At 60.2% G+C, this 17,291-nt stretch carries 16 protein-coding genes and 2 tRNA genes; 9 read left to right on the top strand and 9 right to left on the bottom strand.

What is annotated here, in order from left to right; translation table 11 throughout:
- Positions 1–54: 54 nt before the first annotated feature.
- Positions 55–130, top strand: a tRNA-Lys gene (locus J3A65_RS08775).
- 37 nt (positions 131–167) lie between these two features.
- On the opposite strand, the gene J3A65_RS08780 is transcribed toward J3A65_RS08775, so the two are convergent.
- Entirely contained in the window at positions 168–452 is a 285-nt protein-coding gene (locus tag J3A65_RS08780) for a hypothetical protein (RefSeq protein WP_209900750.1), read from the bottom strand.
- Positions 453–640: 188 nt separating this feature from the next.
- Here J3A65_RS08780 and J3A65_RS08785 point away from each other — a divergent pair, with 188 nt between their 5' ends.
- Positions 641–1,402, top strand: coding sequence for a BA14K family protein (locus tag J3A65_RS08785; protein WP_209900752.1), 762 nt, complete (start codon positions 641–643; stop codon positions 1,400–1,402).
- Positions 1,403–1,410: 8 nt separating this feature from the next.
- Here the strand turns inward: J3A65_RS08785 and J3A65_RS08790 are convergent, their stop codons facing one another.
- Positions 1,411–2,349 carry a LysR family transcriptional regulator gene (locus J3A65_RS08790; protein ID WP_192086618.1) on the bottom strand — a complete coding sequence of 313 codons (939 nt, stop codon included), beginning with the start codon at positions 2,347–2,349 and terminating at the stop codon, positions 1,411–1,413.
- A 163-nt stretch (positions 2,350–2,512) separates the two neighbouring features.
- On the opposite strand from J3A65_RS08790, the gene J3A65_RS08795 reads away from it, so the two are divergent.
- From J3A65_RS08795 to J3A65_RS08810, 4 genes are all read left to right on the top strand, one after another.
- Positions 2,513–3,307: an alpha/beta hydrolase fold domain-containing protein gene (locus J3A65_RS08795; protein ID WP_113166473.1), complete on the top strand. Its 795-nt coding sequence runs from the start codon at positions 2,513–2,515 to the stop codon at positions 3,305–3,307.
- A 72-nt stretch (positions 3,308–3,379) separates the two neighbouring features.
- Positions 3,380–4,552: an efflux RND transporter periplasmic adaptor subunit gene (locus tag J3A65_RS08800; protein ID WP_209903403.1), complete on the top strand. Its 1,173-nt coding sequence runs from the start codon at positions 3,380–3,382 to the stop codon at positions 4,550–4,552.
- A 146-nt stretch (positions 4,553–4,698) separates the two neighbouring features.
- Positions 4,699–7,881: a multidrug efflux RND transporter permease subunit gene (locus J3A65_RS08805; protein WP_209900754.1), complete on the top strand. Its 3,183-nt coding sequence runs from the start codon at positions 4,699–4,701 to the stop codon at positions 7,879–7,881.
- A gap of 155 nt (positions 7,882–8,036) precedes the next feature.
- Positions 8,037–8,112: transfer RNA gene (locus J3A65_RS08810), tRNA-Thr, on the top strand.
- Positions 8,113–8,125: 13 nt separating this feature from the next.
- Here the strand turns inward: J3A65_RS08810 and J3A65_RS08815 are convergent.
- Positions 8,126–8,896 (bottom strand): SDR family oxidoreductase, encoded by a 771-nt coding sequence (locus tag J3A65_RS08815; protein ID WP_092662210.1) that lies wholly within the window; start codon positions 8,894–8,896, stop codon positions 8,126–8,128.
- A gap of 136 nt (positions 8,897–9,032) precedes the next feature.
- Between J3A65_RS08815 and J3A65_RS08820 the strand changes: the two genes are divergently transcribed.
- Positions 9,033–9,713 carry an HAD-IA family hydrolase gene (locus J3A65_RS08820; RefSeq protein WP_209900756.1) on the top strand — a complete coding sequence of 227 codons (681 nt, stop codon included), beginning with the start codon at positions 9,033–9,035 and terminating at the stop codon, positions 9,711–9,713.
- 28 nt (positions 9,714–9,741) lie between these two features.
- Here J3A65_RS08820 and J3A65_RS08825 read toward each other — a convergent pair whose 3' ends face one another.
- The 5 genes from J3A65_RS08825 to J3A65_RS08845 form a co-directional block, all read right to left on the bottom strand.
- Entirely contained in the window at positions 9,742–11,100 is a 1,359-nt protein-coding gene (locus J3A65_RS08825; RefSeq protein WP_092662213.1) for an APC family permease, read from the bottom strand.
- A gap of 74 nt (positions 11,101–11,174) precedes the next feature.
- Positions 11,175–11,615, bottom strand: coding sequence for a YqaA family protein (locus J3A65_RS08830; protein WP_174196710.1), 441 nt, complete (start codon positions 11,613–11,615; stop codon positions 11,175–11,177).
- Between the two features lie 76 nt (positions 11,616–11,691).
- Positions 11,692–14,226 carry a protein translocase subunit SecD gene (secD, locus tag J3A65_RS08835; protein ID WP_209900758.1) on the bottom strand — a complete coding sequence of 845 codons (2,535 nt, stop codon included), beginning with the start codon at positions 14,224–14,226 and terminating at the stop codon, positions 11,692–11,694.
- Between the two features lie 77 nt (positions 14,227–14,303).
- On the bottom strand, positions 14,304–14,738 hold the full coding sequence (locus J3A65_RS08840) for a hypothetical protein (protein WP_192086612.1): 435 nt from the start codon (positions 14,736–14,738) through the stop codon (positions 14,304–14,306).
- A 318-nt stretch (positions 14,739–15,056) separates the two neighbouring features.
- Positions 15,057–15,677 carry a TerC family protein gene (locus J3A65_RS08845; protein ID WP_092662219.1) on the bottom strand — a complete coding sequence of 207 codons (621 nt, stop codon included), beginning with the start codon at positions 15,675–15,677 and terminating at the stop codon, positions 15,057–15,059.
- A gap of 202 nt (positions 15,678–15,879) precedes the next feature.
- Here J3A65_RS08845 and J3A65_RS08850 point away from each other — a divergent pair, with 202 nt between their 5' ends.
- Positions 15,880–16,377 carry a heme-degrading domain-containing protein gene (locus tag J3A65_RS08850; protein ID WP_113166480.1) on the top strand — a complete coding sequence of 166 codons (498 nt, stop codon included), beginning with the start codon at positions 15,880–15,882 and terminating at the stop codon, positions 16,375–16,377.
- Entirely contained in the window at positions 16,377–16,934 is a 558-nt protein-coding gene (locus J3A65_RS08855; RefSeq protein ID WP_062457209.1) for a DUF924 family protein, read from the top strand. Before J3A65_RS08850 ends, J3A65_RS08855 begins: the two co-directional genes overlap by 1 nt.
- A gap of 22 nt (positions 16,935–16,956) precedes the next feature.
- Here J3A65_RS08855 and J3A65_RS08860 read toward each other — a convergent pair whose 3' ends face one another.
- Entirely contained in the window at positions 16,957–17,208 is a 252-nt protein-coding gene (locus J3A65_RS08860) for a GlsB/YeaQ/YmgE family stress response membrane protein (RefSeq protein WP_062457205.1), read from the bottom strand.
- Positions 17,209–17,291 lie beyond the last annotated feature (83 nt).

A 17,291-nucleotide genomic window follows, 5' to 3' on the forward strand; every position in this document is an offset into this window, starting at 1 on the left:
CCTCTTTATACGGCCCTCACACCGGCGGAAACGACGCTTCGCCAAACCGGTTACGGGTGATTAGCTCAGTTGGTAGAGCAGCTGACTCTTAATCAGCGGGTCGTAGGTTCGAGCCCTACATCACCCACCAAATCAATCCTTTACATTGAAATGTTCAAATGCCGGTTTCACCGGCAAATGGCGTTTCCGTTGCCGTCGACGACGCAGTTTCGCTGCGTCGCGCCGACGCTTCCGGGTCGTGGTGAGGGCCGTTCCTCGATGACACCGGGTCTGCGTCCACCCATATGTCCCGAGACGCCATCGCCTTGTGGCCTTCCTTCAAAATTCTCGTTTCCATAGGTGCCGTAATATCCGCCCGTCCCATCCGGCTGAATTTCGGTATTGCGAAACTGCTGTGCTTCAGCCGGCAAGGCGGCGAGCGTGACCGCAAAGGCAGCGATCAGGGTTCTCATCGGAATCTCCTCCCGTATGATAGTCTATCACAATCTGAATAGCGCAACTCTGGGGCTTCCTGCCGAGCAAATGTCGGCTTTTTTGTACCACCCTGCATTTGTCTCGGGCGAGGTTGCAATTCGTTCGGAACCCTCTGCGCGCGCATGCATTTTGTCCGCATGTTGAAAATCTGCGGAGCATCCTCGTCGTGAAAGCGATCCTTCTACTTCTGAGCGGGCTTGTCTTGGCCGTCACGGTCTTCTTGAGTGGCGTTGCGGCCACGGCCTATCTCATTGCCGAGCCGGCGCCTCATCGCTTTTCCAACGTTGACCATCCTGATCTTTGGACCTCGACACCCGTGGTCGTGAGCAGCGGCGATCAGCGTTACGAGCGGATTGCTGCTGTGACCGCAAAGATCGATTTGCCAGCGTCGGATGCGCAGGGGCAGCCCGTAGCTGCCCAGGACCAGGCGACGGATGCGGTGGACGGCGTCCAGACGGCTTCATTGGATGAGACAGACCAGGCGTCGGTAGACCCTGCGTCCGATGCATCGGTTAACCAGGCGCATGCCGACTGGTGCTTCGCGCGCTACCGTTCCTACAGGCTCGAGGACAACACCTACCAGCCTTACAGGGGTGGCCAGCGTCGGGCTTGCCAGTCACCGGTCGCAATGTCGCATGGTCAGGACAACATTGTTTCTGGCAACGAGGACACCGGCATCGAAGGCCAGGGGCTGGTTCAGCAGGTCAGCGCCACGAGCACGATGATCGGGCGTGGTCAAGACAGCCGTCTTGTGCGTGAAACTGACCGCTCGTCTTCGCCGCAAAACGCCTCATACGACGCAACATCCATGGGGAACCCGGCGCACGAGGAGTGGTGCCTGTCGCGATATCGTTCATACCGCGCCAACGACAACAGCTACACGTCCTACGGCGGCATGCGCCGCACGTGTCAGTCCCCCTACGGCTGAGACCTAACTCAGCCCGTTTTCAGCAATGTGACCGTCGGCTGTTCGTCTTCCTTCAAGCCTTGAACCAGTTTGGCGAGCCAATCCACGAAGACCCGGACCTTGTTGGAAAGGTGCCGGGTTTGCGGGTAGACGATGTAGAGCGGCAGCGGTTCGCACTCCCATTCGGCGAAGATCTCGATGAGTTCGCCCCTCTTCACGTGCTCCTGGACCATGAACCGCGCTGCCTGTGCGATCCCGAGACCCGCGACCGCCGCGTTGACGTAGGAGCGCGCATCATTCACCGAGACGACGTAACGCGGCATGATCTCCAGAGTCTCATCCTCTTTGCAAAAGTCGAATGTCATGATCCGGCCGGCCGTCGCGTTGAGGTAACCGACAGAGAAATGGTCGGTCTCCAGATCTCGCGGATGGGTCGGCATACCGAATCGCTCAAGATAGTTCGGGGATAGGTAATTGCGCATGCGAAGCTCGCCGACTTTGCGCGCAATCAGCGACTGGTCCTTGGGCGTGCCGCCTCGAAGAGCACAGTCGACATTTTCAGCAATGTAATCGACCAGCCGGTCGCCGACCCCGATATCCAGCTGGATCTGCGGGTAGCGCTGGTAGAATTCGCACAGGTTAGGGATCACCACGAGGTCGGCGAACGCCCCTGCCATCTCGACACGCAGTCGGCCCGTGGGCTGGTTCTGCGATTTCGACATCGTGCCGTCGAGTTCTTCAAGCTCCGACAGGATCTGTACGGCGCGCTCGTAGTAGAGTGCTCCATCGGTCGTGACCATCACCCGACGTGTCGTGCGGTTGAGGAGCTTCGTGCGCAGATGCGCCTCCAGACCCTGGACCATGTTGGTGGCCGTGGTCTTGGGAATATTGAGGGTCGCGGCAGCACGCGTGAAGTTGCCCGTTTCGACGACGCGCACGAAGACGCGCATAGAGGAAAGCTGGTCCATCGTTGATCCCGTTCGAAAAGTTGTATTATTCGCCTATCCGGAACAGTGTTGCCGATATCAGCGACTTGTGAGTTCTGTCAGGAACAATAATATCAGGGTCAAGTTATTCGGCAAGATGCCTTTCGCCAATGTGGCTTTTTGGCTCCATAGCGAGGAGGACTGGATGACGGACTGGAACAAGAACGCGGATATCGAATGGGCAGGCCTGCCCGTTTCCATACACCGTTACGAAGGCCAGCCGGCAGCCAAAGTCGCGCCGATTATACTCTATCTGCGCGGATCCGCATTCCAGCAAGGTGGCCTGCGGGATCGTGAAGTGCCGATCGGAAAAGTCTTCTCGGAGGCGGGTTCGATCGTTGTCGAGGCGGATTATGGTGCCGCCTCGGGCAACCTGTTTCCGCAGGCAATGGAATGCGCCTTCGCGGCGTTGGCCTATCTCAGCAGCAACCGCAAGCGCTTCGGGTCCGCCCGTTCCCCGCTTTTCGTTGCGGGCGATGAGGCAGGCGGCAACGTGGCGGCGGGTGTGGCTTTGAAGGCGCGAGACCAATTGCCGGGCGAGCTTCGGGGACAGATCCTTCTGTCGCCGATGATCGATCCGATGATGGCCTCGAAATCGTTTCGTCGAGCCGACGAGATCGGCATGCGCGAGAAATGGTCCGACGGTTGGAGCCATTATCTGCGTTCGGCCTGCGGTTTCCAGCATCCCTATGCTGCGCCCTGTCTGTGTTCGCGGCTATCCGGTCTTGCGCCGGCTCTGGTCGTGAGCTCGGAAGACGATCCGCTGCATGACGAGGTTGTCAACTATGCGGACCGGCTCGAAGCCTCGGGCGTCTCGGTCAGGCAGAAAATATTCCCGAAAGGCGCAGGCTGGACGGGTGTCTACAAGGGCGGGCAGGGGAACTGGATGGCGGGTCTATCCGCCGAGTTCAAAGGCTTCGTCGAAACGTTGAGTGAATAAGCAGACGTCGATTTCTAGCGTTTGACAACGGTTTTCTCCTCCTCCCTGGGGCAGGACCGTCAGGAGATTATGATTATGTTGAAGATCAAAAACTGGGCCCCGTGGGGCGCCGGAATAAGTGTTGCTGCGCTCATTGCAGGCGCTTCGCTCTCTATCGATACGCCGACAGGCGCCCATGCGGCGCCCGCGGAAGCGGCGGCTCAGCCGGCGGTGCCGGTCACGGTTGCCGCCGTGCAGCCGAAGAACGTCACCACCTGGCAAGAGTTTTCCGGCCGTCTGGAAGCTGTTGATCGCGTCGAGGTTCGCCCAAGGGTGGCCGGCGCAATCCTGTCCGTGCATTTCCGTGAAGGCGGTCTCGTAAAGGAAGGCGATCTTCTGGTCTCGATCGATCCCGAGCCCTACAAGGCAGCCGTCGCTCAGGCGGAGGGACAGATGGCATCCGCCCAGGCAAGGCTCGATTATGCCGAGACCGAGCTCGAACGGGGCAAGACGCTCGCCTCGCGCAACACCATTTCGCAGAGCGATCTTTCGCAGCGTCAGAGCGCCCGCGCCGAAGCGATTGCCAATGTCCAAGCAGCAAGGGCAACGCTGAAATCGGCGCAGATCAATCTGGATCATACCCAGATTCGTGCCCCGATCTCCGGGCGTGCAGGTCGCATTGAAGTCACCGTCGGCAATCTCGTGGCGGCAGGCTCTGCCTCGGCGGTGCTGACGACGCTCGTGTCGAGCAGCCCGATCTACGCAAGCTTTGATGCAGCCGAAGAACTGGTGGCCCGCACACTGGCCCAGGTCGACGTCAAGGACGGCGTGCCGGCGATTGGCGACGTTCCGGTTGAGGCCAGCACGCTCGCGTCAACGACGCCTGTCCGCGGCAAGCTGCAGCTGATCGACAACGAGGTCAACGCGGCAAGCGGCACGATCCGCGTCCGCGCCGTCTTCGACAATCCGGGCGGGCGCTTGATCCCCGGTCAGTTCGTGCGGGTCCGCATGGGTGAACCCAAGGCCGAAGATCGCCTTCTGGTCAGCGAAAAGGCCATCGGGACCGATCAGGACAAGAAGTTCGTGCTGGTTGTCGAGGCGGGCGACAAGGTCGGCTACCGGCAGGTTCAGCTCGGATCGGTGATCGATGGTCAGCGGATCGTCGAAAAGGGCCTTTCTGCCGGCGATCGTGTCGTCGTCAGCGGGCTACAGCGCATCCGCCCGGGCGCGATCGTGGCGCCGCAGGACGAAGTCGCCAGCAAGTGACTTGATGCGGTCTGCTTCTCCCTAACTGGAGGGGCGGGCCGCAACCACAACTACAATTGCGAGACACGGTAAGCACTCGCGGCCTGCACAGGCCGCGAGAGGGGAGCCTGTTGTTTCTGTTCGACCCTGGAGAGAGGGCTTAGACAATGAATATTTCAAGATTTTTCATCGACAGACCGGTTTTTGCTGGCGTCCTGTCGATCCTGATTGTGGTCGCCGGCCTGCTTGGCATGCGCGCACTTCCGATTTCCGAATATCCGAACGTGGTTCCGCCTTCGGTCGTGGTGAAAGCGACCTATCCCGGCGCCAATCCGGTCGTGATTGCCGAGACGGTTGCGACGCCGCTAGAAGAGCAGATCAACGGCGTCGAAGACATGCTCTACATGTCGAGCCAGGCCACATCGGACGGCGTCATGACGCTGACGGTGACCTTTAAGCTCGGCACAGATCCGGACAAGGCGCAGCAGCTGGTGCAAAACCGCGTCAGCCAGGCTGAACCGCGCTTGCCATCCGAGGTGAGGGCGCTCGGCATCACCACGATCAAAAGTTCGCCCGACTTCATCATGGTCGTCAACCTTGTCTCGGATAGTGACCGTTATGACCTCACCTACCTTCGCAACTACGCGACGCTGAACGTCAAGGATCGGCTGGCACGGATCGAAGGCGTCGGCCAGGTGCAGGTTTTCGGTGCCGGCGACTATTCCATGCGCGTCTGGATCGATCCGCAAAAGGCTGCCGAGCACAATCTCGCGGCAAGCGATGTGACGGACGCGATCCGCGCGCAGAACGTCCAAGCCGCAGCCGGCATTATCGGCGCCTCGCCGAACCTGCCGGGCACCGACCTCCAGCTCAACGTCAATGCCCAGGGACGTTTGCAGTCGCCCGAAGAGTTCGCCAACATCATCGTCAAGAGCGGCGCCAATGGGGAGATCACAAGGCTCCGCGACGTCGCACGCGTCGAAATGGGCGCGGCCGACTATACGCTGCGGTCGCTTCTAGACGGACGCCCGGCCGTTGCCATTCCCGTCCTGCAGGCTCCTGGCTCGAATGCGATCGAGATCGCCGATACGGTCCGCGCGACCATGGATCAGCTCCAGCTGGCGATGCCGGAAGGCGTCAAATACGAGATCGTCTACGACACCACGCAGTTCGTCCGCTCGTCGATCGAAAAGGTCGTCGATACGCTTCTCGAAGCCATTGCGCTGGTCGTCATCGTCGTCATCGTCTTCCTGCAGACCTGGCGTGCCTCGATCATTCCGCTGATCGCAGTTCCGGTCTCCATCATCGGCACGTTTGCCGTGATGTATGCGCTGGGCTTCTCGATCAACGCGCTGACGCTGTTCGGCCTCGTGCTAGCGATCGGTATTGTCGTGGATGACGCGATCGTCGTCGTCGAGAATGTCGAGCGCAATATCGAAAACGGTCTCAATCCGCGCGACGCCACCTACAAGGCAATGCGCGAAGTCTCCGGACCGATCATCGCGATCGCGCTCGTTCTCGTCGCCGTGTTCGTGCCGCTCGCCTTCATCTCGGGCTTGTCCGGCCAGTTCTACCGCCAGTTCGCGCTCACCATCGCCATCTCGACGGTGATCTCGGCGATCAACTCGCTGACCCTGTCGCCGGCACTGGCAGCTCTTCTGCTCAAGGGGCATCATGCCCCGAAGGACCGGCTGACGCGTGGCATGGACTGGCTGTTCGGCTGGTTCTTCCGCGGCTTCAACCGCGTCTTCGGTTCCGCCTCGAACGGTTATGGCCGCACGGTGGGCGGGCTTTTGTCGCGCAAGAGCATCGTCATGGTGATCTATCTTGCCCTGATCGGTGCAACCTACAGCGTGTTCAACGCGGTGCCGGGCGGCTTTGTGCCGGCGCAGGACAAGCAGTATCTGATCGGCTTTGCACAGTTGCCGGACGGCGCAACGCTCGACCGTACCGAAGACGTGATCAAGCGCATGAGCGACATCGCCCTGGAGCAGCCGGGCGTCGAGCATGCGATCGCATTCCCGGGCCTGTCGATCAACGGCTTCACGATCGGCTCGAATTCAGGCATCGTCTTTGCGGTGCTTGACGACTTCGAGAACCGGACGACGCCGGAGCTTTCGGGCGGCGCCATCGCCATGGCACTGAACCAGAAGTTCGCCGGTATCCAGGATGCTTTCATCGCCATGTTTCCGCCGCCGCCGGTCAACGGTCTCGGCACTACGGGCGGCTTCAAGCTGCAGCTCGAAGACCGCGCAGGCTACGGCTACAAGGCACTGGACGATGCAACCAAGGCAGTCATCGCCAAGGCAATGCAGGCTCCGGAACTGGCGGGCATCTTCTCCAGCTTCCAGATCAACGTCCCGCAGCTGTTCGCCGATCTCGACCGCGCCAAGGCCGAACAGCTGGGCGTATCCGTCACCGACGTGTTCGAGACGCTGCAGATCTATCTCGGCTCGCTCTATGTCAACGACTTCAACGCGTTTGGCCGTACCTACAGCGTGAGGGTGCAGGCGGATGCGCAGTTCCGCGCCAAGCCCGAGGATATCGGTGCATTGAAAGTGCGTTCGCAATCGGGCCAGATGATCCCGCTTTCGGCGCTCCTCAAGGTGGACGCCCAGACGGGTCCGGAACGCACGACGCGCTACAACGGCTTCCTCGCCGCCGATATCAACGGAGCGCCGGCACCTGGCTTCTCCTCCGGTCAGGCGGAAGCGGCGATCACTAAGATCCTCGACGAAACACTGCCGTCAGGCGTCGCCTTCGAGTGGACCGATCTCACCTACCAGCAGATCCTTGCCGGCAATTCGAGCATCATCGTGTTTCCGCTCGCCCTGCTGCTGGTCTATCTTGTGCTGGCGGCGCAGTACGAAAGCCTGACGCTGCCGATTGCGATCATCATGATCGTGCCGATGGGCGTGCTGGCGGCACTGACGGGTGTCTGGCTGACGGGAGGCGACAACAACATCTTCACCCAGATTGGGTTGGTGGTGCTGGTCGGACTGTCAGCGAAGAACGCGATCCTGATCGTGGAATTCGCCCGCGAGCTGGAGTTCGAAGGCCGAACGCCGTTCGAGGCTGCAGTCGAATCCAGCCGCCTTCGCCTTCGCCCGATCCTGATGACGTCGATGGCCTTTATCATGGGCGTGGTGCCGCTGGTCGTGTCCACCGGTGCCGGTGCGGAAATGCGCGTCGCCATGGGTATCGCGGTATTCTCCGGCATGATCGGGGTGACCTTCTTCGGCATCTTCATGACGCCGGTCTTCTATATGCTGGCGCGCCTGATGACCGGAATGCGGCCCCTGCGGCAGCACGGTTTGGAGGCGCCGCCCGCTCTCTCTCCAGCGGAGTAGCTGGCCTCCAGGCCCTGCGGGTTCTTCCTCTGGAAGGATCCGCAGGGCATTTTCAATTGTGCCAAGCCATAATGGGCCAGGGTTAACCTTACCCCGTAACCATCGGTAAAGGCTGTGATTGCGCTGCTTACCAATCGGTGGCAATCAGTTCGCACGCCCCTCGTAGCTCAAAGCCAGAGCAGCTGCTTCGTTTGCAGCCGATCCAGGTTCAATTCCTCGGCAGGGGCACCATCTTCCTTTCTCGCTAGATCGCGCCACCATCGATCACCAGTGTCTGCGCAGTTATGGCAGCCGCGGCGCTCGACGCGAGAAACAGACACGGGCCCACGACATCCTGCGCCACCAGGCTGCGTTTGAGGCACTGGCGCCCAATCATCGCGGCGATGTCCTCATCCTTCAGCCACAGGTCCTTTTGCCGCTCGGTGACGATCATGCCGGGCAGGATGGCATTGACCCGGATATTTTCCGGCCCAAGCCTGCCGGCGAGGCTTTTTGTCAGACCGACGATACCGGCCTTGGCGGTTGTGTAGGATGGCATGCCACCCATGTTGAGCATCCAGGCGATCGATGAGAAATTGACGATCGCACCACCGCCCGCCAACCGCATATGCGGCACGGCGGCTTGCGATGTGAAGAACACCTGCTTCAAATTGATCGCCTGGCTGAGGTCCCAGTAATCTTCGGTGATATCATCGAGATCCCGGCGATCGTCCCAGGCGGCATTGTTCACGAGCACCGAGAGTGACCCGAGGCTTGCTGCCGCATCATCGACCGCATGTTTGATGGCGTCGGTATCGCGCAAGTCCGCCCTTATATATTGGACTGGATGATCGTTGATCGCGGAAAGCCGGTCCGCCAGTGCTGTGCTGGGTTCGTCGGCAATGTCGATAAACGAGACCTTCGCGCCATGGGCCGCGAATCCCTCGACAAGCGCCGCTCCAATGCCGGATCCGCCGCCCGTGATCAGCACGCCGCGGCCGCGCAGATCCGCGTGCCCCATCAAATCCTCATTCATAGGGTTTTCTCCATTCCCATTCTCAGTTCTAACGCTTCGAACCTCGCCGTCAATTGCGCCGGCTCCCTCCTATCTGTAGTCCGGATGCGTATCCGGTCCTGCAAATCCCGTCAGTCTCTCCAAAAGGAATTCCGCATTGTCAGTCTCCCAAAACGTCATCGTCCTGCCGACCAGAGGTTATCGCGGCTTTCTCTTCGACATGGACGGAACGATCCTCAATTCGATTGCTTCTGCCGAACGTGTCTGGGGACGCTGGGCGGCAGAGCAGGGGCTCGACGTGGAGAAATTCCTGCCCTTCATGCACGGCAAGCGCGGCATCGATACGATCACCAGCCTCAACCTGCCGGGTCTTGATCCGGCAGTGGAAGCGGAGAAGGTTCTGCGCGGCGAGATCGACGATGTCGAGGGTATCGTTCAGATTCCGGGCGCTGCTGAATTCTTGGCAAGCCTGCCCGCGGGCCAATGGGGTGTCGTGACGTCGTCGCCGCTGGAACTCGCAAAGGCAAGACTTGCCGCAGCTGGCCTTGCGATACCGTCCATGCTGGTCACTGCCGAGAACGTCACGATCGGCAAACCGGACCCGCAGGGCTACAGGCTCGGCGCGAAACGGCTTGGCGCAGACCCTTCCAACGTGATGGTGTTCGAGGACGTCCCTGCCGGCATCAAGGCAGGCGAGGCGGCGGGTGCCGATGTCATGGTGATCACCGCCACCCATACCCACGACGTCGAAGGGGGGCACTTCCGGATCCCGGATTACACCGGGGTTTCCGTAAGCGTCGCCAACGACGGCGTCATCACCTTTCAGTCCAGAGCGTGAGAGGCTGACGCCGGTCTTCTAGTACCGGTCAGGCAGCCCTGCTGGATGTTTTCATGAACTGGACGGTGGCGATCCACAGTATGACGCCGAGGCCAAGCAGGGCGGCGGCAATGGCATACTGGACCGGATCGCGACCGGCCCAGGGACCCGCCAGAAAAACGCAGGAGATCACACCAAGAACCGGCAAGATCGTTGGTGTCCGGAAGTGCTTGTGATCGACCTTGTCTTTGCGCAGCACCAGCACGGCGACATTGACGATCGCAAAGACGCAAAGCAACAGTAGTGCAGTCGTCCCGCCAAGAGCGGGCACGCCGCCGGCAAAGAGAATCAGACAGACGGCGAGAAGCGATGTGAAAACGATTGCGATATACGGCGTGCGGCGCGTTGCGTGCACCTTGCCGAGCATGGCGGGCAGCACATTTTCGCGAGCCATGCCGTAGATAAGCCGGCTTGCCATCATCATATTGATCAGCGCCGAATTGGCGACGGCAAACATCGTGATGATCGCAAAGATGCTGATCGGGAACGCGGGCGCGCCGGCCTGGATGACTTTCAGAAGCGGTGTCTCCCCTTCGCCCAGTTCGTTCGCCGGCACCAGAGTAATCGCTGAAATTGCCACGAGAATGTAGATCACGCCGGTGATCGCGAGACCGGTCAGCAGCACTTTCGGGAAGAGACGGCTTGGCTCCTTGCACTCTTCGGCCATGTTGACCGAGTCCTCGAACCCGACCATCGCGAAGAAGGCAAGACCGGTTGCGGCGACGACTGGCCAGAAAGTTCCGCTGCCTTCCGGTGTGGCGAACGTCCAGGCACGCGACACATCGCCCTCGCCACCAGCAATCGCCCAGAGGCCGATGCCGATGATGATGAGAAGGCCAGTGAGTTCCACAACGGTCAGCACGACGTTGAGCTTTACGCTTTCACCGACACCGCGGAAATTGACCGCCGCCACCAGCGCAATGAAGCCGACAGCGATCAGTGGTACGCCCCAGACCCCAAGATCGAGCCCGAGCGACGTCGAGAAGTTGGCAGCAAACGCCCGCGATGCCGTCGCTGCAGACGTGATGCCTGATGACATCACGGCGAAGGCGACGAGGAACGTGACGAAATGGACGCCGAAGGCTTTATGGGTGTAGAGCGCAGCACCAGCTGCCTGCGGATATTTGGTGACGAGTTCGAGATAGGAGCAGGCGGTGAGCAGGGCGACAAGAAAAGCGATGAGGAATGGAAGCCAGACAACGCCTCCAACTTCAGCGGCCACTTGTCCGGTCAGCGCGTAGATCCCCGTTCCGAGAATATCGCCAACGATGAACAGCAGCAGCAGCCCGGGGCCCATCACGCGCTTGAGTTCAGGTGTTTCTTCTTTCGCGCCGAACGCCTCTGCCATGACTGCCTCCCAACATAGTCCTACATGGCAACACTAATGGGAACATCACACGATTGTTCCATGTTTGGTATTGTTTAACCAATCACGCCGAGCGTCACAGCCGCGACGACGCCATAGCGAAGCGTCTTGCCGATGAAGACCAAAACAAGGAACGTTGGCAGCGGTTCTTTAAGAACACCCGCGACCACGGTGATGGCATCGCCGCCGATCGGTAGCCAGCTCAGGAGCAACGACCACTTTCCGTATTTCCGATACCAGGTCTTTGCCTTCTCAAGCTTGTCAGGCTTGACGGGGAACCAGCGTCGGTCCCGGAACCGCTCCACGCCCATTCCCATCAGCCAGTTGACCACCGAGCCGAGCGTGTTGCCGACGGATGCCGTGAGCACGAGGGCCGCAAGCGCATAGCGATCCGACAGGATGAGGCCGACAAGGACCGCTTCCGACTGCATCGGAAAGATCGTGGCAGCGATGAATGCAGCAAAGAACAGGCCCGCATAGGCGGCAAGATCGACCATGGAAAACCGGGTTTAAAACGTGGATATGAAAAAGGGCGGGAAACGACCCGCCCTTTTGTCTGGATGGTAGAACGTCTCAGACGTTGCCGATCTGCTTGGAATCGATGGCTGTGTCGTCTGCAACAGGCTTCTGAGCCTGATGGCGGGTACGCCAGTCGCCGAGGAAGAGCAGGATGGGCGCCGCGATGAAGACCGACGAGAGGGCGGCGACGAGAATGCCGAACACCATCGGGATCGCGAAGCTGGACACGGCGCTACCGCCCCAGATCGCCATCGGCAGAAGCGAAAGAAACGCTGTCGCCGAGGTGTAGAGGCTTCGTGCGAGCGTCTCGTTGATCGACAGGTCGATCACGTCGCGCAACGGCATCTTCTTGTAGAGGCGCATGTTCTCGCGCATGCGGTCATAGACCACGACCTTGTCGTTGACAGAGTAACCGACCAGCGTCAGCAGCGCGGCAATCGCTGTCAGGTTGAAGTCGAGACCGGTGATCGCGAAGAAGCCGATCGTCTTTGTCACATCGAGCACGAGGGTCGCGATGGCACCGACGGCGAATGGCCATTCGAACCGCACCCAGATGTAGATCATCATGGCAATCGAGGCGAGCAGGACCGACAGGAAGCCGGCCGTTGCAAGTTCGCCCGATACCTTCGGACCGACGACTTCAGTACGCTCGACCTTGGCAGTCTGGTCGATCTTCAGGACTTCGGCCTTGAGCTTCTCGACAGCCTCCGTCTGGGCAATCTCGCCGCCCGGCTGGCGTTCGACACGGACCAGGAGCCTGTTGTGGGCACCGAATTCCTGCAGTGCCACTTCGCCGAGACCGAGCTCGTTCAGGCCCGAACGGAAGGACGCGAGATCCGCTTCGTTGGCGGTTACGACTTCCATCTGGATACCGCCGCGGAAGTCGACGCCGTAGTTGAGGCCCGGCGTTACGAACAGCACGAGCGAGGCGATCGACAGGAGAACCGACACGCCGATACCGATGAAGCGACCCTTCATGAACGGGATACGCGTACCATCTGGAACGAGATTGATCGGTAGAAGCGGCTTGATCTCGATCTTCTTCAGCTTGCGCTGAGCGGCAATGTAGATCATCGCGACGCGAACGACCGACACGGCGGTGAACATCGAGATCATGATGCCGAGGCCCATGGTGACCGCGAAGCCGCGGACAGGCCCAGAGCCGAACCAGAACAGAAGGACGGTCGCGATCAGCGCCGTGACGTTACTGTCGACGATGGTCGAGTATGCGCGGGCAAAGCCCGAGTCGATTGCCGCAAACGCGCTCTTGCCCTTGCGGGTTTCTTCCTTGATGCGCTCGTTGATCAGAACGTTCGCATCGACTGCAAGACCAATGCCGAGCACCACGCCGGCGATGCCAGGCAGGGTGAGTGTCGACCCGATCAAGGTGAGGCCCGCAAAGGTCAGAACGACGTTGATAAGAAGCGCAGCGTTGGCAAGAATGCCCCAGCTTCCGTAGAGGAAGAAGATAAAGCAGACGACGAGGACGAAGCCGATGAGGCCGGTGAAGATGCCCATCTCGATCGCATCGGAGCCAAGGTCGGCGCCGACGGTGCGTTCTTCGATGACAGTGAGCTTGGCGGGCAGGGAGCCGGCGCGCAGCAGCGCGGAAAGGGTGGTCGCGTCCTCAGGCGTGAAGCTGCCCGAAATCTGACCGGAACCGCCGGTGATCGGCGTCTGGATAACGGGTGCACTGAGCACCTTGTTGTCGAGCACGATCGCAAACGGACGGCCCACATTGGCCTGTGTGATCTGGGCAAAGCGGGCTGCACCGGCACTGTCGAAACGGAAGGTGACGATCGGCTGGCGGCTCTGCTGGTCGAACGCCGCGCGGGCATCGGTCAGGCGGTCACCGGAGAGTTCGACGCGGTCGAGCACCGGATACTGCTGACCGCTCTCGTCTGCGATCATGGTTACGCCCGGCTGGCCCTGGTCACCGAGAAGGTGGAAGCTCATCTTGGCGGTCGAGCCGAGAAGCTGGCGCAGGCGCGAAGGGTCCTGTTCGCCTGGAAGCTGGACGAGAACGCGGTCCGAACCCACACGCTGGATCGTCGGCTCGGCGACGCCGACCTGGTCAACGCGCTGGCGGATGATCTCAAGGCTTTGCTCAACGGCAGCGTTGATATGGGAGGTGATCCCCGCATCCGTCTGAGCGATGGAAATCGTGTTGTCGCCCTGGCTGGTGATGGAAAGGTCGCTGCCACCAACCGTCGTGCCAAGCCCGATCGGGTTCGCGAGCGTCTGCAACTCGGTGACGGCCTGATCGCGCTGCGCTGGATCGCGAAGCGTAACTAGCACAGCCTCGCCCGAGCGACGGATAGCCGATGTTGCGAGGTTCTTTTCGCGCAGAACGCGGCGTGCATCCTGGATCAGGCCCTGGACACGCTCGTTGATGAGATCAGCGCGGTCCACTTCCAGCACCAGATGCGAACCGCCGCGAAGGTCGAGACCGAGCGATACGCGGCTGTGAGGCAGGAAGGACGGCACGCGGTCGAGGACCGATTGCGGCAAAATGTTCGGCATCGCCACCAGGAAGCCGAACACGATGACGAGGATATAGCTCGCCACCAGCCAGGGTGAATTTCTCATGTTTTAAGATCCTGCTTCGCCCCGGTTGCGCGTTTCGCAGCAAGGGGCCGTATGCGTGTGAGGTTCGACTATCGCGCTCAGGAGACGACGGGCGGTGCGCGCGGCAGCGGAGCCGGCCAATGCGTGCCGATAGGGTTGGCATCGGTGAGTGCGGATGCAATCGCCTGAGCAAATTCCGGAATCGTCAGTGTCGAGGCGGTGAAAGCCAAAGCGCCGTCTGCGCCGCTCCACTGGCTGGGACCAGCCTCCCTGCGGTCGGCAGTCGCCAGCGTGCGAATAGGATCGCGCTTGCTGGCTTGTGGCGTCTCCGAGCTCTTTTCGCTGGAATGCGCGATGCGCAGGATCGCCTGGCTATCGCGAAGTCCGCCGGAAACCAGAGCGACGAAGGCGATCAGCAGTGCCGCGACAAAGACTGCCCATTGCGACGGGAGCTTGTCCTGCGCGCACCGGGCCGTCTCTCGTGTTCCTGCCGGAAACACCGCCATCCGTTCCAACTCCGGAATATTCGTCACACCGAAGAGCCTGCTTCGGAAGAATGCCGCTTCTAAAGGAGAGTGCTGGTACGGTCAATCGCATCACGCCAGGGGATAACCGAAGTTTGACCCGCCTCGCGTCGGGCGCGAACCGGCCTTGACCTTAGTCAACGATTGGACGGGGCTCACCAGCACTTTCGAGCTGGGGGTCCGCGAGCCCCTGACCGGTTATTGCCGGCTGCGACCACCTAACGTTGCTAGCCGGCCTGCTTCAATGGCAGCGCTCTGATTCGACGGTCAATCTCGATTGTATAATAATGAGCGTTTAAACCGCTGTTTCAAAACGAGCCGAAAAGACTATGCAGACTGGATCAGCGGCAAGACTTCGATCGTGCCGTGATAGATCATGGTGATTGCGACATAGACGATTACGGCGAGGCCGAGATAGGCGATCCAGCGGTAGCGGTTGAGCAGGTTCGCCACGAAATTGGCAGCGATACCCATCATCGCAATCGACACGACGAGACCGATGATCAGGACTGCGGAATGCTCCTGAGCAGCTCCGGCAACGGCAAGGACGTTGTCCAGTGACATGGACACATCAGCGACGACGATCTGCATTGCCGCTTGAAAAAACGTCTTTTGCGGTTGGTTGGCGGCCGCAGCGTTGAGCGCGTCGGCGTCTGCCGTATCGTGGGCACGCAGTTCGCTCCACATTTTCCAGCACACCCAGGCGAGCAACAGGCCGCCGACAAGCTGCAGCCCGACGATGCCGAGAAGGTATGAGGTGACCGCTGCAAAGATCAGACGAAGCACGGTTGCGGCCGCGATGCCGAACAGGATTGCCTTCTTGCGCATGTCCGCCGGAAGGCCGGCAGCGGCAAGACCGATAACGATCGCGTTGTCGCCGGACAGCACGAGATTGATGGCAATGACCTCGACGAGGGCAGCCAAGCCAGCAGCGGTAAATAGATCCATGATAGGGAGGCCTGAATGGGAAGGATTGGAGGTAATTTCCTCTATCCGCTTCTTCGCGGTTGCGCACAAGCAATTTACAATTGTCTTTCCGCAAACCTCGTAACGGATGGTCTGCCGGAAGATCAGCAACGGCGCTGGCGGGCAGGATATTTACATTCCCCAATTCCACCGTCATCAATGAGGCTACAAACGGGGAAATACCATGACGCTTGAACAGGATATCGCCAGGATCGCCGAGCAGGAAGCGGCCCTGATCTTCGACCGCTTTGGTCCAGACGAAGCCTGGCGACTCGGTTCTTTGCTGCGCGACATGGCGATCGAGAAGGGGCTGCCAGTCGCGATCGGTATCCGGCTTCACTCGATGCCACTCTTTTACACGGCGTTGCCGGGGTCGATGCCTGACAACGAAGACTGGGTTCGGCGCAAGAGCAATGTCGTCCTGCGCTTCTTTCAGTCGAGCTATGGAATGGGTCTGAAAATGACCAGGCAGGAGACAACACTCGAGGCAAAGTTCTCGCTTCCTATTGCCGACTATGCACCGCATGGCGGCAGTTTTCCGGTAAAGGTGGACGGGGCGGGCTGTATCGGCGCAGTCACCGTATCGGGTCTCCCGCAGCGAGACGATCACAGGCTTGTCGTGGAGGCTCTGCTGGTGATGATGGGCAAGGCGTCCGACGGTGTTCAACTGGAGCAAGCTTGATGAGTTCTGAAGCGGTTCGTCCCCCTGAAGACGTGCTGAATTTCTGGTTCGTCGAACTGGGACCGGAGAAATGGTTCGAAAAGAACCCTGCGCTGGACGTCGCAATCTCGAAGCATTTCGCGGCGACTCACCTGTTTCTGGCGCATGGAGATCTGGATACGTGGCGAGGTTCACGCGAGGGGCATCTCGCGGCCATCATCGTGCTCGACCAGTTTTCTCGCAATATCTATCGGGGCACACCGCTGGCGTTCGCAACAGATTGGATCGCGTTGCGGGAGGCGAGGCTGGCAGTTGACGAAGGTGTCGATACGGGCGCCGGTCTGCATGAGCGGTGCTTCCTGTATCTGCCCTTCGAGCATTCGGAAGCGCTTGAAGACCAGGATCGCGCAGTCGAGCTTTTTGCTCTCCTCGGCGACGAACGATATCACGACTACGCGGTCAAGCACCGGGAGGTGATCCGTCAGTTCGGCCGCTTCCCGCATCGAAATGCTTTGCTCGGACGCAATTCGACCCCGGAAGAGCTCGAGTATCTTGCTCTGCCGGGGTCGGGTTTTTGATCAGACCTGATCTAACCAGCGCTTAGCGTCTAAACGCGCGCGCAACTGCAATAAGTATGCAGGCGCCGATAAAGCCGGCGATGAGGTAGCCAATCCAGCCGCCCAGCACAACGCCGAAGAAGCCGAGAATGGCGTTGGCGATGATCGCGCCGACGATGCCGAGAAGGATGTTCATGAAGACGCCCATATTGCTCTTCATGAACTGTTCTGCCAGCCAGCCTGCAATGCCGCCGATGATGATGGCTGCGATCCAGCCGATGCCTGCTTCTTCCATGTCTTACCCTCACGTTTTGAATTTGCGATTGGTAACGCAGCAGAATGTTCCAAAGTTCCCAAGGAATTTTCAAGCTGTGCAGG

The sequence above is a fragment of the Rhizobium sp. PvP014 genome, assembly GCF_017876855.1.
GTDB classification, from domain to species: domain Bacteria; phylum Pseudomonadota; class Alphaproteobacteria; order Rhizobiales; family Rhizobiaceae; genus Neorhizobium; species Neorhizobium soli.